Here is a 14489-nt window from a genome sequence, read left to right on the forward strand (position 1 = left end):
AGCGGGTACCCCATCGCTGCGCGATGGGCAAGCGAACACCCGCGCTGCGCGCGGGTGTTGCGCTCACGCGGAGCGTGAGCGCTGCTGGCCGCTGCGCGGCCCAGCTCACCGGCCCGGCTGCGCCGGGCCGGTGACGCTCCGTCCGCTGCGCTCCCGGAGCTGCGGGAGCTGCGCCCCCGCGAGGTGGTCTCCGCTGCGCTCCGCCCACCCGGCCGGTCCCGCTGCGCGGGCCGGCCAACGGGCCTGCGGCCCGGGCAGCGAGGCGAGGGGGTGGCCGGGGGTCGCCTGTTTCCCTCGGCCAGAACTTTCGGGGCATCCGGATCTGCGCCCCATGCCCTGCCCGAGCAGGGGCCGGTGACCCTGCATCAGATGATGCAGCATGTACCGTTGGCAGAACAAGGCCACCCCCCACCAGTGCTTCAAAGCGAAGCACTGGATAGAGACTGGAATGGGCACGCACCCCCGAGTCCGTTCTCACTTGCGCTCGATGTGAGCTACCCACGTCACGGCCTGGACCTTGCTCGGCACTTCCCCGATCCTTTGGGCGGCCTCGCGGTAGCAGTCGGCGAGCAGGTTGTATCGCCCGACCGAGCCTAATCCCCGGTCGCGCTGGCCGTAGATTTCGCGGACCGCGATATCGTGCGCGTGCCGGTCGATGACTACGGCTTCCGGGGCTTCCGGGTCGGCAATGCAGAGGTAAAAGTATCCGGTTTTCATGTGCATGGGGAGGACTTCACGGGGATCGGTTCCCGCCATGATGCGGTTCGCTTTGGTGATGGCGTCTCGGACATGCCCGCTTGCCGTTCCTTCAATGAAGGCTTTGCGGGCCAGCCTGCAATTTTCTGACCATGACTTGTTGGCGGACAATGCGGCAAGAACGCCTGCGCCTTTGGTGGCGTTCCCTTCGGCGATCTCGGCGGCGAATTGATGTGCCGTGGCGTACCACTCGCGTCCGCGTCGCTTCTGGTCGGCGGTGGCGCTGTTCCACTTGTCCATGATGGCCTGCGTGTAGGCGGCGCGCTGCTTTTCGGTGCTCTTGACCGGGATCACGTGGTTCCTTGAAAACGCTGGGGGAGGGTGCGCGAGGGGCGGTGAGGAGCGGGCCCGGTGGGCGGCTCGACTCACGGCCGGGGCGGCGTGGTGAAAGGGGGCCGGGCGGGAATGTCGGTGTCGGCCCGGCGTGGCCGCTGTGCGCGTGATACGGGGTGAAATGGCCCTGAGGGGGCGGGTTGGTGGTGGGAGGTTTGTGGCGCTCCCACCACTGTTGGGGGCGTCTTACTTGGCGCGCGGGTGCGGGATCTGCGGGGTCATGATTCCGGCGGTTTCCAGCAGTGCTACGCAGCGGTCGCGGGTAAGACCGGTGGTGTCGCCTCGGGGGTCGATTCCGGTGAACACGGCGGTGCCGTACTGCTTGCGGGGGGCGGGGGCGGTAGCGGCGTAAATCGCCGTGGCCATCATGTTGATGGCGGCGCCGCCGTTGTTTCCGTCCTCGTCCAGCCACATCGAGATATCGGGTGCGATGTCGATTACCCCGATGTTGGGGGAGTCGATTTCGCGGTAGATGGCGTCGAGGCCGGCCGGGGTGTCTGCCTCCCATTCCATGACCTTGAACGAGGCATCGGGGTGGATGACCAGCGCGAAGCGTGCGGACATGGGTGTCCCCTTTCAGGGCGTGGTGATCTTGGGTGTTGGTCGGCTGCCACTGCCGACCAACAAGAAAAGTGTATCGCGATTTAGCTACCGATGCCAGGGTGATCGACACGTTTCCGCAGGTCAGCCCAATGGAGCAGCGGGCCGGGGCCCGGCCGCGGCGCCGCCGATCCATACCGCGCAGCGGGGTGGATCCGCCCGTCCGGCCGCCGCAGGCGGCGGGGCAGCGCGCAGCGTCTGCCCCGGCACCGGGCGGGCCCGCCGTAGGACCGCGCAGCGGGCCCGGCGGGGGCGGGAGCGGGGCGAGCGTGCGCAGCGCGCGGCCGGGCGCGCAGCGTCCCGGCGCCCCGGGCCCACCCGGGCGTGAGTGCGCGCAGCGCACGGTCGGGGGTGCACAGCACCCCCGGCACGCCCCCGGGCGGCGCGGCGGCCGGGCCCCGGCCCCCTGCTCCAACCGGGAAGAGTCGTCCGGCCAGTGCGCCCGGCCGGCGGCATGCACTGAGTGCCTGGTGCGCCGCCTGCGTCACCACCTTTCTGGATGTCGAAGGGGCTTTGCGCAGTTCAGGAGGGTGATCGACAGTGCAGGCACGTAAGGCACGTGGCGGGAATGGTTGGGGGCGAACCGTTCATAGGACTCGGTCAAACAGGGTCAGAGAGTCAGCGTTTGATGCGCCCGCGGACGGCGAGGACGACGAGGGCAAGAAGGGCTGGTTCTACGAGGCGGGAGGTCATCTCGATGTAGGTGCCGGCGGTGGTTAGATCCTGGCCGGAGGAGCGGAACACGACCGAGTTGAGCGTGACGTTTAAAGCCTTCTCGAAGCGCTTGCCGGTGAAGCGGTCGTCTGTGGGGTTCTGCGGGTCGTCTTTGTCGATGTGGAAGGTGACCTTGCCTCCGCCGGGCGGCACGGTGCCGGTCGCCTCCTGCTTCGGGTCATCCTTTGGGAGCCCGAAGCTCATCAGCAGCACGATGGTGATCAGCATGGCGGCGGTGAGCCAGCCCATGGCCCGCAGGGCGCGCAGGCCGTAGCCGGAGAGCATCCAATAGGCGTGCAGCAGTCCGCGTTCGGCGCGGGACGTGGTGGTGCGGTCGTGGCGGCGCATCTCCATTTCGCCGTAGTAGAAGTCCGCCGCTCCCGGCTCGTTCTTGCTGTCCTCGAACGCCTTGCGCAGCGCCCGGTACACCGGCGCCAGCTGCGCCGGGCCGGCGCGCCCGGCGCCGAGCACCGCCACGTTCCAGCCCCGGGCCCCCGTCGGCTGGCTCGCGCGCCAGTGGTGTTCCTCAGCGAGGGCGCGGCGCGGGGTGAACCGTACCGGGCGCCCGCGCCGCCAGTGCGTGCCCGGCGGGACCGTGTCGAAGGAACAGTCGCCCTCCAGCCGCACCTGGTCCAGGTGCACCGTCCCGGTGAACAGACACCCCGACAGATCGACGTCAGCGAGGACCAGATGCGCCGCGTCCACCCCGCGCAGCGAAGCTATCCGCACCGCGGCGTCAGGCGCGTGAGCGAGGTTCTGTTCTTCCAACGGGTCTCCACTGGGAAGAATGAAGGAATCAGTCTCTGCGACAATCGTTAGGGGGTACTCGAAAAATGCGTGGGTGAAATCCACAGAGGCGTGACGCAAACGCACCTCAGCCGTGGATGACCAACGCGTCCGCCGGAATTCCAGACGCCGCGCAGCGAGCGAAAGCGTCACCGGGCCACCGAACACCGCCTCGGATAGTCCCATCCGCCCGTAGCACACCAACGGCCCAATATTGGTCAACCGCTCGAAGATCACCCCGATAAACCAGGCGTCCTCCTGGAAGACCGCTGAATCGAAATGAGTGGCGTCTTGGAAGGTTGCCGAGGAGAACCAGGCGGTGCGCATGAAAGTGGTCGAGGAGAACCAGGCGAGGTCGTGAAAGGTAGCCGAAGAGAACCACGCAGCGTTGTGGAAAATCGCCGAGGAGAACCCGGACACGCTTCGGAAGGTTGCCGAGGAGAACGTGGCACGGCCCTGGAAAGTCACCAATGGGAATCCGGCAATATTGTGGAAGGTGACCGACTGGAACTCGGCGTGAGTGTGGAAAGTTGCCCCCCTGAACCTGGCGTCTCCATGGAAGACAGCAGAGGTAAACACGGCGTCACCCTGGAAGACGGTGATCTCAAACAGGGCTTCGCCCTGAAATACAGCAGAGTCGAACACGGCCTCCCTATGGAAGAGAGCTCCCCTGAACACTGCATCGCCTTGGAAGACTGCAGACCTGAACACTGCAAGGCCCTCAAACCAGACGGCCGCAAATTGACCGTCGCCTGGCCAAGAATAGCCTTGGTGGCTTTGGAAGGTCGCCCACTCGAATCTAGCGTCGCCTATGTGGTTGTCCAGGGCGTCAAGTAACTGGTGCAACAGGGTGCGAGTGAACGGGGTGCCGCGGTGGTCGATGTCGCTGCCGGGGGTCAGGCTGGCCAGGTAGGCGTCGCGGTCGGTGTCGGCCAGGTGGGCGAGGCATGCGGTGTGGCCGGGTACGTGGATGCCGCGGCAGCCGACGGGGTCGGCAGCAGGGTCTGCGCCGTGTGCGCAGTGCGGCCAGGGCGGCGGTTCGGATGTGCTCATGGGTGGCGGCTCCATGGTGTCAGGTGCCCGTATGGACGCTCTGGAGACAGGGACGGTTCAGGCTCGACCGTGACAGGCAGTGTCGCCGTCCATTCCGTCGACCAGCTCGGTATGCAGCCGTCTCCAGCAGGCAGGCCCCGGAACAGAGTGCGGCTGTACTTCCGGTTGTCGCCAGGCGATGGCATCCGCTGTGACTGGACCCGCGCGAAGCCATGGATGGTCCTCGCATCATGTACGTGCCGTACGTACCTGCACAACCGCAGATAGTCGTCAGGCCCGGTGCTGCAAGGGACAGGTGCCTCACATGTCTGTCGCCCCGCTCGACACCCGAGATAACTGCGCAGAAGTGCTGCGCCCTGGCGCCGTGGTCGTACAGGGACGTCAGGCGGATACGGCGAGAGCCCCCAGAGGCGTTCTGGGGGCTCTGACGGGTGTGTTGGGGAGTGGGTGTCGTCAGCCGGTGCTGTCGAGGGCGTGGACGAGGTCGGTGGGGGTGGGGGTTGTGCCGGTGGCGAGGTGGCGGACACCGTCGCCGGGCGGGGGCCAGGCTGCGCCCCGGCCGAGCGGGTGGCGGCGGGAGGTCGCGGTGCGCCAGCCGTGGCGTTCGGACCACACCAGTGCAGGAGCCGGCGCCTCGGGGGCGTCCAGGGTGAGGGCGGCGACGCACAGATCGTCCTCGGGGTGCTGGACGTCCGGCGGGGTGCTGGTGGCCCTCCAGCCGCGGGCGTGCAGAGCCTGCGCGACAGCGGCCAGGTACGGGCGTGCCCGGCGGCCGCGCAGGACGGCCTCGGCGCGCACGCTCGCGCGGCGGGTCTGTCCGACCGGGTAGCCGAGCGCGGCGGCGGCCTCGGCTGCCGTCACCGCGCGCTGCTCCATGAGGTCGGCCATCCGCTCGGCGCGGCACTGCACGAGTGCCGCGGTCGCGGTATTGCGGTGCACGCCCAAGCGGTCGGCGACGTCGCCCGCGGTCAGGGCGGGGTTGTCGTCAAGGAGCTGCGCGACGCGCTGGGGGAGCTGGTCGCGCGGGACCTGGTCCCCTGCCCCGACAGGCCTCCCGCCGGCTCCGCTGCTGGTGCGGCGGCGGGGCGCGGGGGTGTACTCGCGTACGATCCGGCGCGGCCAGTGCTCGACACCGCCCACGACCACCACATACTCGCGCACGGCCGGGTCCTTCCTGCGGCGGTCCCACACCGACAACGGTTCATCGCGCAGCGCGGCAGCTTCCTGACGGTCCAGCAGGTCCTCGTCGTCGTCGGCAGCCGGCAGCTGCGGAACGGGGCGGCCGGCGAGGTAGGCGTCGACCTGTTCACCGTCGTAGAGCCGGGTCCGGCCCGCGCCCAGCGGCGCAGGAAAACCCGGCGCCTGGTGCCGGCCCGAGTTGAGGAGCGTCTGCTCAGCGATGCCCAGCTGCGCCGCGATGTCGGCGAGGGTGCGCACCAGGTGCCGGCGTCCAGCGCGGATCATGGGGTTCCTCCCACGGTCCGGCAAAACACCGGACCCATCAAGAAAACAGTACCGACATTACTACCGGCTGGAGTGGCCGGGGGTAGGCTGCTGCCCGAGCACCCCTTCGGGCGGTGTCTTGGGTCGGTCGGCACCCGTGCCACCCGCCCCCGCCGGGCGGACTGAGGGTGCCGACCACTTCCTCGCCGCGCTACAGATCGAACTCGAGCCGTTCCACGTCGGTGAACTCAACCCCCAAGCCGTGGGCGCGGCGGCCTCCGTCGCGGAAGTACATCTCGCCGAGGCCTTCGGCAGCGATGGCACGCAGCTGCTGCTCGCCGGCACCGACGTCCTGGGCGTCGAAGAGACGGGCCGCGTGACTCGGGGGCAGCGCGATGGTCAGGTGACGCATCCGTGCGTCGTCGGTGGTGCCGGGCGCGGCGGTGAAGCCGAACCGGGCCCGGACGTCCACGACCAGGCCGGTGCTGGTGGCGGCCTGGCGGCGGGCGCGCTCGCGGACGCGGGGCTGCCAGCGCTCGCGCACCGCGTCCTCCAGGCGTCTGGCGAGGTCGGCCCGCGGCCGGCGGATCTGGTCCTTCACGTACCGCTCCACGGTGCGCTGCGAGACGCCGAGCGCGTCGGCCACCGCGCGGGTGCCCTTGAGCTGCTTGACCAGGTAACGCATCTGCGCCCCGGCGCTCTTGGGGATGGGGCGGGTGAACGCCTGTTGGACGGCGCGCTCCAGGCCGTCTCCGACGATGCCCATGCAGGACTCTCCGTTCGTGATCGGCTGTGTGGGCCGCTGCGCGGCGATCACGACCGCGCCGGGGATAGTTGCCCGGCGCTGGTCGGCGCGTGCCGCACAGCGGCGCTCAGTTCTGTTAGCGGGCCGGTTCCTCGGTGGCTGCCATGTCGCGCAGGCGGCTGTAGTGGAACTGGTGGGCCACCGTGATAGTGGCTGTCGGGCCGTTGCGGTGCTTGGCCACGATGAGGTCGGTCTCGCCGGACCGTTCGGACTCGGGCTCGTAGTAGTCCTCGCGGTGCAGCAGGATGATCGCGTCGGCGTCCTGCTCCAGGGCGCCGGAGTCGCGCAGGTCGCTGACGGCCGGCCGCTTGTCCTGCCGCTGCTCGGGCCCGCGGTTGAGCTGGGCCAGGGCGATGAGCACGGCTCCGGTGTCGGAGGCGAGGATCTTGAGTTCGCGGCTGATTTCGGTGACCCGTTCGTAGGGCGACTGGCGGGCGTTGCGCTGGTCGGTCTGCATGAGCTGGAGGTAGTCCACCACCACCAGCGGGGCCCGGCCGGTCTCACGGACGATGGTCTTGATGCGGGAGCGGATCCTGGCAGGGCTGACGCGGGCGCTGTAGTCCATCCACAGCGGCAGGTCTTTCAGCTCCGGTGCGTACCGGTCCAGGCGGTCCCAGTCGTCCTGCGTCAGGCCGTCGACGCCGTCGCGGATGTGATGGAACGCCACCCGGGCACGTGCGGACAGGATGCGATTGCTGACCTCGGCCCGGCCCATCTCCAGGCTGTGCACGAGGGTGGGCGCCCCGGTGCGGGCGTTCGCGGTGGCCACGCCGAGAGCGAACGCGCTCTTGCCCATGGCCGGACGGGCGGCGACCACGATCATCTGGCCGGGCATCAGCTTCATCCGGCTGTCCAGGTCACTGAAACCAGTGATGGCGGCCGGTGGGAGGGACACGGCCAGGCTGTCCAGGTGCGCGTCCAGGTGGTCGCCGAACCGGCCGAAGGTGTCGTCCTCGTCCTGGTCGTCAGCGGCAAGGTGCTCCAGCTCTGCCTGATGGGCGGCGATCGTCTCCTGGACCGCGAGCGGGTCCGCCTGACGGGCGCCCTGCATCCCGCGCACCAGCGCCTGCTGGTAGCGGCGTACTTGGGCGTAGCCGTGGACCAGGTCGGCGTAGTGGCCGGCCTCGGCAGGCGAGCAGGCTTCGCTCGCGAGCCGGGACAGTCCCACCAGGCCGCCCGCGCGCTCGAGGTCGCCCGTGCTGCGCAGCTGCGCCTCAACGGCCGGTACTCCGGTGGGGCGGCTGGCGCCGTGCAAGCGCTGCACGGCCGACCACACCAGTTCGTGCGCGGGCTCGCACCAGTCGCCCTCACGCACCGCGCGGGCCACGTCGGCTACCGGGTCGTACGAGGGCGTGGCCATCAGGCAGGCACCCAGAACGCGGCGCTCGGCCTCCACCGACATGGCCCGCTCCTGGTCCCGGTCCTGGGTCTGCGTGGTCACCTGGCCGCCTCCACTTCGCTGCGGGCGATGCTGGGGTGGGTGCAGCGGCGCTGCGGTCCGCTGTCGTCGTCGTCGAGGATCCAGCCGTACTCGTCACACGCCGGGCACTCGACGCTGACGGTGTGGACCGGTACCGGGCGGGGGCTGCTGCTCGGTGCAGGAGCGGACTGCGGGCGCACCACGTCGTAGCGGCGCAGGTCCTGCACCCAACCCGGCAGGCACTTGATCCAGCTGGTCGCGCCGCCGGTATTCCGCAGAACGTCAGCCTCCAGCAGCTCACGATCCTGAGCAGTCATGTCCACCACGGACGGCCAGCCCTGCTCTCGCATCGTGCGCAGCAGCTTCGGCGCGCACTTGCGTGCAGTAGACGCGCCCGCCTGCCAGCGCCGCATCTGCTGAAGGAAGCCAGCAGCAGCAGCGAACTCCTGCGGAGTGAACTCCGCCTCCTCCCTCTGTGCCGGAAGCGACCCCGCGGAGTCAGTGAGGGGGTAGGGGGAGGAGGTTTCCACCTCCTCCGGGGGGTGTGGGGGGGACGAGATGGATCGCGGTTTTTCCGCATTCGGGCCCTGACCAGGCGAAACGCGAGTTTCCGGATCGCGGGTTTTCCGTGATCCGGCGCCGGACTGCGGTTTTTCCGCATTCGAGCTCTGACCAGGCGAAGTGCGGGTTTCCCGCGATCCGGAGAGACAGGGATCGCGGGAAACCCGCACTTCGACGCTGACCTGCTGCGATGCGGCGATGCCGAGATCCACGTACTGCTCGTTGTTCGCGGGGTTCCGATAGACACGGGTGACCCAGGTCGGGCGCTGGGTCACCGGGTCGTAGACCGAGACGCGGGCAAGGTGGCCAGCCTTTGTCAGGCGCGCCTGGATGGCGTTGTACCGGTCCTTCCCCATCTTCCAGCCCTGTGCCTGGAGGTCCCGCCGGATGGCTTCCATGGTCGACGGCAGGCGAGGGTCACGCAGCAGCAGCTCCGACAGGACGCCGATGTCTTCGGGTTGCAGACCGGGCGTGCGCACCAGCTCGCGGCGCAGTACGACCTCTTCCGGCGGCTCCCATCCGCGTTCGAGGTAGCTCGCGCCGAAGTCGTTGGCTGTTGAGGGGTCGTGCGAGTTGTGCAAGTTGGTACTCCCCCAGGCAGGGGAGCCGTGACCGGCATGTGTGACCTACGAGGATCCCGGAGTAGTGGCGTTGCGCAATCTCCTGCGCATACTCTGGGTACAGGTGACCACGAGGGCTGAGAGGCCCCCGGGCTTCACCCCCGGCGAGGTCACCTCACCGGACACGACTCAAAGGCTTTGGACGGCTGTGAGTCGGTACTCAGTGAAAGAGGTTCCGTTGTGGCGACGGGGCCTCTTTCGTTTCGGCTGCTGCCATCTTTCCTTATGGCCAGCGCCATCCGCTGGCACGTAGCGCTTCTGCTTGCGCTCGCGCGATGATGCGTAACTGATCCGGGTCGGCCACCTCTGCGTACTGGGGTTGCGCCGTCGTCTGACCGGCATGCTTACGGTAGATCCCTCCTGGAGCCGACAGCATCCAGCCGTCCGAGACGGCGGCGCAGCACAGCACGGTCGCGACCGTCTCCCAGGCGGGGAGCGCCGGCCACGCCCCGACCGCCAGCAGCAGCGGGGTGCGCGCAGTCAGATGAGTGCCAAGGACCGGGAAGGCATCCCCGTCGTATGCCGCGAGCAGTGTCTCGTAGGTGAGAGGCCCTTCCGGAGGGTCGTACGGTCCGGCGACTGTGGACCCGTCCGGCAGCAGATCCAGGCCCGCGGAGATGCACCATCCCATCTGGGGGTGATCTTCCATGGCCGTAATGTCCCGAGCCAGGGCACCGGGGAGCAGCACATCGTCCGCATCTAGCGCGCGGACTAGTTCGCCCGTCGCTCGTGACAGAGCCATGGTGCGCGCTACTCCGGCGCCGCCACGGCTGGCCATCCCTGTGGAGATCCATGGAACATCCGGGAGACTGCTAAGTGGCCTCCCCGTGGTGCCGTCTTCCTGCACGAGCCACTGCAAATCCCATCCGGTCGGCAGACGGTCACGCTCATCGCGTACGGAAGCGAGTGTCTCTTCCAAGTACTTGGCGCCCCCGTCATGCACCGGAGTTACCACGCTGATGATCCGAGTCATGACCAGGGCTCCAGAGGGGTCTCGTAGCGCAGCTCGACACGATCCGCAGGCAGCGGGATGTCCATCACCTCGACCGGCGGTCCAGTAACGGAGTACGAGATTTTCCGTACCCGGATTACGGGCACACCCGGTGGGATGTCCTGCTCCTCCATCTCCTCAGGGGTTGGCATCGACGCCGTGACCCGGTCCTCGATGCGCCCCACCTCCACACCTACCGTGTGGAGCTGATGGAGTGATCCGCCAGGCCATGGCTCTCGACTGGCGTCGAAGAGGTCCGGGTTGCGGGTCGCCAAGTCGTGCGCCATGTAGGAGACAGACCGGCCCACTCCTGCACCCCGCCTGTGCTGTCGAGTGCCGATGCGGCGCAGGACCAGTGTGCCGGGCTCCAGCCCGAGGGCATCCGCGACATCGGGTGGTGCCGGCACTACGTCCAGTGCGACGTGGTTCTCATACATGCTCGACACGGGAACGCCCTGGTCCAGTTCTGCCACGCCGGTGGAACGGCGCGCGTCCTCTGGTTGTAGAACCATGTCCTTTTCCGCCTGGTAGCGAGTATTTCGGCGGATCTGCTGGATGGGTTGCACTCGCACGCGAGTCGTGCCGCCGCTTTTTCCGGTGAGCAGGCCGCGCTCCTTGAGCACCTGCACGGCGCGTGACGCCGTGTTCGGGGCCACGCCGTGTGCCTTGGCCAGCTCTATCACCGTGGGGAATCGGTCGCCGGGCTCATACTCCCTCCTGATCACCTCTGCCAGCTCATCGGCCAGCAGCTCGTACTTCGCTGTGTTCGCCATGAGTGCACTCTCTCACCCCGACTGCCTACACGCAACGACCAACGCAAGTTGGTTCACTAATCCATCTTGCGTTGGTTGTTGACCGACCTGCGCAATCTGTGACACGGTCATCTCGGCAACGCAACCAACGCAAGATGCCTCGCGCAGCTTGGTTTGTGATGTCGGTTGCTGTTTGAGAACTCCACAGAGTGATCCACCACCGCCGTAACCGCATCGGCTGACGTGAGTGGAGACCCGTCGTGAGGCGCCATTACCGCTGGTGGTGGCAGTCGGCACGTGTTATGACCCGCAGGGCGCTGGCTTCGGCCAGCGGTCCGGGCCGGTAGGACGGCCTGGTCGCTCATCACCTGCGGAGAGCCCGTTGGGCCGACAGTCCACGACGCTAAAGAACGACGCGGCAGACCTTTACTGCGATGACCCGCCCCCGGATGGATCTCCCGGGTACCGAGCAGTCCGCGTCCATCTGAGATCTGGCGCCTCGGCGCCGCGCCATCTTCCGCAGCCCTGCGCCGCCCGTTGGACACCGCCCACGGCCCCTGCGGTCGGAGCCGGTGGCTGGCGGAGTGCGCAGGACGCACTCACGTGACGAACCCCCAGGGATTGCGCCCCTGGGGGTTCTTGTCGCAGGTCACTTCTTCGGAGAGGGCGACCCGCATGCACAGCATTTCACCCTGCCTAAGCGTCCGAGACGAGATCGGCCCCCGCCTCCCGGGAGCCATCTACGCCAACACGGACGGCTGCTTCGAGGTCCTGGCCCTCATCACCAATCCGGCCGACGCCGCGCAGCTGCTGCGTCGGACCGCTGCTCGATGGGCGGTCATCGTCCGCGACACCCTCCGCCCCGCCAGGCAGGCCCAGCTCGCACCGGCCGCCTGACGTACCTCCCAGCCACAACAAGAGCCCGCAAGGAGAAATGACCATGGGCGAGAGCTTCGAGGACCGCATGTTCATGGAGAGCCAGGCCGTCTACGCCTCCATCGAGCGGGGCGAGCTGGCCGGGCCGGCCGCCGTGGAGTCCGCGCTGATGGACGGCCACGTCCGCGCCTCCGGTGCCGACGACCAGGACTGACGGCCTGCCACGGTCCCTCTCCCACCCCACCAGAGCGTCACGGGGTGGGAGACGGGCCGTGGCTGGCCGTCCGGCCAGTCACAAGGTGACAGCCCCGGAAGGTGAGAGCTCCGGGGCTGTCCGGTCAACAGGATTGGGAGATCCCTATGACCACGGCGATCATGACACGACCCGCGGCCCGCACGACAGTGGCCGCGACCACCCCCGAGTACTGGTGCGCCCCATGCGGCACCTTCCACGCCGGGCCCTGCGCCACCGTCGCGGACCGCCAGCTCGGTGACCTCCTGGCCCGCATGGTCCGCGAGGCCGACGCCCGCGTCCCGGCCGAGCGGCGGGCGCGGCGCACGCTCCAGGAGATGCTGCCCGGTTACGAGCGGCAGCCGGTACTGACCCTGTACCGGCCGGTGATGGCGGACGACGCGTGCCCGGTGTGCGGGCGGTGGTCCTGCAAAGGCGGCAGCGACTGCCCGCCCGGCGCAGCACCCGCCCCCGCTGCGTCGGTGTCCGTTCCGGTGGTGACGGGCGGCGGCGGCTGGCAGTGCGACCAGTGCGGCCAGTGGTTCAGCGTCACCGCCGAACTGCCCGCCCCGGCGACCGCCTGGACGTGCAGCGCCTGCAGCGCTCTCGGGCTGTGACGTCACACCTCATACAGGCGGCCCGGGCAGCACAGCAGCGCGCTGCCCGGGCCGCCGCCCACGTCGGCGTCGGCCACCCCCTGTCCCGTCTGCTGCTCGCCGCCGCAGCCGTGGCGGCGACAGCAGCGTGGGACGCGGGGCACCGCGTCGTCGACCTCCATCCGCCCCGGCACACCGAGAAACGAGCATCACGTGCCTGACGACCTGTACCAGCGCTACCAGGCGGCCGCCCGTGCCCACCGGGAACACATCAGCGGCTGCCCCGCCTGCACCGACCGCGCCCGCTGCCCCGCAGGCGAACGGCTGTGGACCGCGTTCGAGCGGCTGCAAGACGCCTACCTCGCACGCCAGCGCAGCAAGCGCACCCGCTGAGCCATCCCCGCTCAGCCGACATCGCCACCTCTGTCGGCTGCCTCCCACGCCCGTCCCGGCCCGCCCCCCCCTCGGCGGCCGGTACGGGCGAGGCGAGGGGAGCCGGACAGCCCGGACCATCACCCTGAATCGAGGCCCGATGCCCACGACGACGAATGCCCCCGCCCCTGCCGCGCTGTTCAGCGACGAGACGCTGCGCGAGGCGTCCAGGATCACCGCCGACTCCTACCAGCCGCTGTGGACCGGCCCGTCCGGCGAGCAGTCCTCCGGCGAGGCCGTGGCCCGCCACCTGGAGGCCACCAGCGCCCTGCTCGACAAGGACGGCTGGATCCGCGTCTACGACTACGGCAAGGACTGGTCGACCGGCGCGCACCTCGCCGACGACGACTCCATGACCGTCAAGGACATGCTCCGGGCGCTGCTGCGCTTCGTCCGCGACGAGAGCGGCACCGAACCGCACCGGACCCTGTCCACCGCCCTGCGCCACATCGGCGAGGCGGGCAAGGCCGGAGACACGGACACCGCCAGCGTGGCGGGCCACGTCCTGGACCGGGTGATCCAGGCCCACACCGGCTCCGACTCCGCCCGCGCCACGCCCTGGTCGGAACGGCAGCACCGCACCCACGCGGACATCACCGCCCTGCTGATGGCCGGCGCACGCTTCGCCCGCACCTACGGCCCCCGCACCACCGCCCGACAGGAGGCCTGACCCCCTATGTCCCACACGATCCCGTTACGCGCGCCACTGGACGAGTCAGGGCTGCCGCGCAAGGAAGCGACTATCGCCGGTCCCCCCGAACCACGCCCGGTTCCCTCATCTCGTCAGGGAGACGGCATGCTCAACACCTTCTCGGTCCCGTATCAGCAGGTCCTCGACCGCATCACCCCCCACCTGCCGCCGTACCTGCGGAAGATCGAGCCGACCCCCTACGGCCGGGTGACCTTCACGTTCGCGCCGTTCACCGGCTGTGAGAAGGAGCCGGCCAAGCCGGACTCGTACTACGACGACCCGCGTCTGGCCTACGTGCCCGAGTCGCAGGACGCTGCCGAGCACCGCATCCGGACGGTCGCGCGGAGCGTCCTGGACGACCTGTACGAGCAGGCGCGCCAGCAGTGGAAGGACGTCGCCTACGTCGCCGACCTCCGCAAGGTTGTCAAGGACGCCCCGGACCGCTGGCGCGCCTACGAGCGGGAGGCGAAGGCGCTGGAGGCGGCCTACGCCTACCTGCGCACCCCGCAGGCCGCGACGGAGTGGCCGGCCGCCATCTCCCGCCTGGTCGACGCGCAGGACCGGACCCGGGCCGCAGCCGCAGCGTTCGACGAGCGGGCGAGGGACATTGCCCACGTTCACGACCAGCACCTGTACGCCCACCTGGGCCAGGGCCAGGCCCTCACCGAGGCCGGTTACCCCGAGGCCAGGGACTGGCACGTCGGCGACGGCTTCGGCGGCTACTTCCGCGACGGTCTCGTCGGCAAGATCGACGGCCTCATCCAGGAGCAGGAAGCCCACCTGGCCAAGGTCGGCCGTCTGTCCGGCATCACCGACTGATCACGAATA

14 protein-coding genes are annotated in these 14489 nt (G+C 69.1%); 5 read left to right on the plus strand and 9 right to left on the minus strand.

Translation table 11 applies throughout. The annotated features are described in order from the left end of the window. Positions 1-474: 474 nt before the first annotated feature. From SGLAU_RS36590 to SGLAU_RS32070, 9 genes are all read right to left on the minus strand, one after another. On the minus strand, positions 475-1050 hold the full coding sequence (locus tag SGLAU_RS36590; RefSeq protein ID WP_244315377.1) for a hypothetical protein: 576 nt from the start codon (positions 1048-1050) through the stop codon (positions 475-477). A 225-nt stretch (positions 1051-1275) separates the two neighbouring features. Beyond that, on the minus strand, positions 1276-1653 hold the full coding sequence (locus SGLAU_RS32030; protein ID WP_052414180.1) for a DUF3846 domain-containing protein: 378 nt from the start codon (positions 1651-1653) through the stop codon (positions 1276-1278). A 654-nt stretch (positions 1654-2307) separates the two neighbouring features. Beyond that, on the minus strand, positions 2308-4242 hold the full coding sequence (locus tag SGLAU_RS32035; RefSeq protein WP_043507443.1) for a pentapeptide repeat-containing protein: 1935 nt from the start codon (positions 4240-4242) through the stop codon (positions 2308-2310). Positions 4243-4695: 453 nt separating this feature from the next. Then, positions 4696-5706: a DUF6292 family protein gene (locus tag SGLAU_RS32040; RefSeq protein ID WP_043507444.1), complete on the minus strand. Its 1011-nt coding sequence runs from the start codon at positions 5704-5706 to the stop codon at positions 4696-4698. 190 nt (positions 5707-5896) lie between these two features. Continuing rightward, positions 5897-6451: a telomere-protecting terminal protein Tpg gene (gene tpg / locus SGLAU_RS32045; RefSeq protein ID WP_043507445.1), complete on the minus strand. Its 555-nt coding sequence runs from the start codon at positions 6449-6451 to the stop codon at positions 5897-5899. A 115-nt stretch (positions 6452-6566) separates the two neighbouring features. After that, positions 6567-7931 carry a replicative DNA helicase gene (locus SGLAU_RS32050; protein ID WP_052414181.1) on the minus strand — a complete coding sequence of 455 codons (1365 nt, stop codon included), beginning with the start codon at positions 7929-7931 and terminating at the stop codon, positions 6567-6569. Continuing rightward, positions 7928-9052, minus strand: a complete 1125-nt coding sequence (locus SGLAU_RS35425; RefSeq protein ID WP_159072836.1) for a hypothetical protein — start codon at positions 9050-9052, stop codon at positions 7928-7930. Before SGLAU_RS35425 ends, SGLAU_RS32050 begins: the two co-directional genes overlap by 4 nt. 262 nt (positions 9053-9314) lie before the next feature. Further along, on the minus strand, positions 9315-10064 hold the full coding sequence (locus SGLAU_RS32065; RefSeq protein ID WP_043507452.1) for a glycosyltransferase family 2 protein: 750 nt from the start codon (positions 10062-10064) through the stop codon (positions 9315-9317). Next, positions 10061-10855, minus strand: coding sequence for a GntR family transcriptional regulator (locus SGLAU_RS32070; RefSeq protein ID WP_043507453.1), 795 nt, complete (start codon positions 10853-10855; stop codon positions 10061-10063). The genes SGLAU_RS32065 and SGLAU_RS32070 overlap by 4 nt, the downstream gene beginning before the upstream one ends. A gap of 919 nt (positions 10856-11774) precedes the next feature. On the opposite strand from SGLAU_RS32070, the gene SGLAU_RS35430 reads away from it, so the two are divergent. The 5 genes from SGLAU_RS35430 to SGLAU_RS32095 all read left to right on the plus strand — a co-directional run bounded on the left by SGLAU_RS35430 (position 11775) and on the right by SGLAU_RS32095 (position 14480). Continuing rightward, entirely contained in the window at positions 11775-11924 is a 150-nt protein-coding gene (locus SGLAU_RS35430) for a hypothetical protein (protein WP_159072837.1), read from the plus strand. A 146-nt stretch (positions 11925-12070) separates the two neighbouring features. Then, positions 12071-12559 carry a hypothetical protein gene (locus SGLAU_RS35995; RefSeq protein ID WP_208869022.1) on the plus strand — a complete coding sequence of 163 codons (489 nt, stop codon included), beginning with the start codon at positions 12071-12073 and terminating at the stop codon, positions 12557-12559. A 192-nt stretch (positions 12560-12751) separates the two neighbouring features. Continuing rightward, positions 12752-12931 (plus strand): hypothetical protein, encoded by a 180-nt coding sequence (locus tag SGLAU_RS32085; RefSeq protein ID WP_043507454.1) that lies wholly within the window; start codon positions 12752-12754, stop codon positions 12929-12931. 139 nt (positions 12932-13070) lie between these two features. After that, positions 13071-13640 carry a hypothetical protein gene (locus SGLAU_RS32090; RefSeq protein ID WP_043507455.1) on the plus strand — a complete coding sequence of 190 codons (570 nt, stop codon included), beginning with the start codon at positions 13071-13073 and terminating at the stop codon, positions 13638-13640. Positions 13641-13766: 126 nt separating this feature from the next. Next, a complete protein-coding gene (locus SGLAU_RS32095; RefSeq protein ID WP_043507456.1) occupies positions 13767-14480 on the plus strand; it encodes a hypothetical protein in 714 nt (237 codons plus the stop codon). The last annotated feature ends 9 nt before the right edge of the window (positions 14481-14489 follow it).

The organism is Streptomyces glaucescens (genome assembly GCF_000761215.1).
Lineage (GTDB): Bacteria > Actinomycetota > Actinomycetes > Streptomycetales > Streptomycetaceae > Streptomyces > Streptomyces glaucescens_B.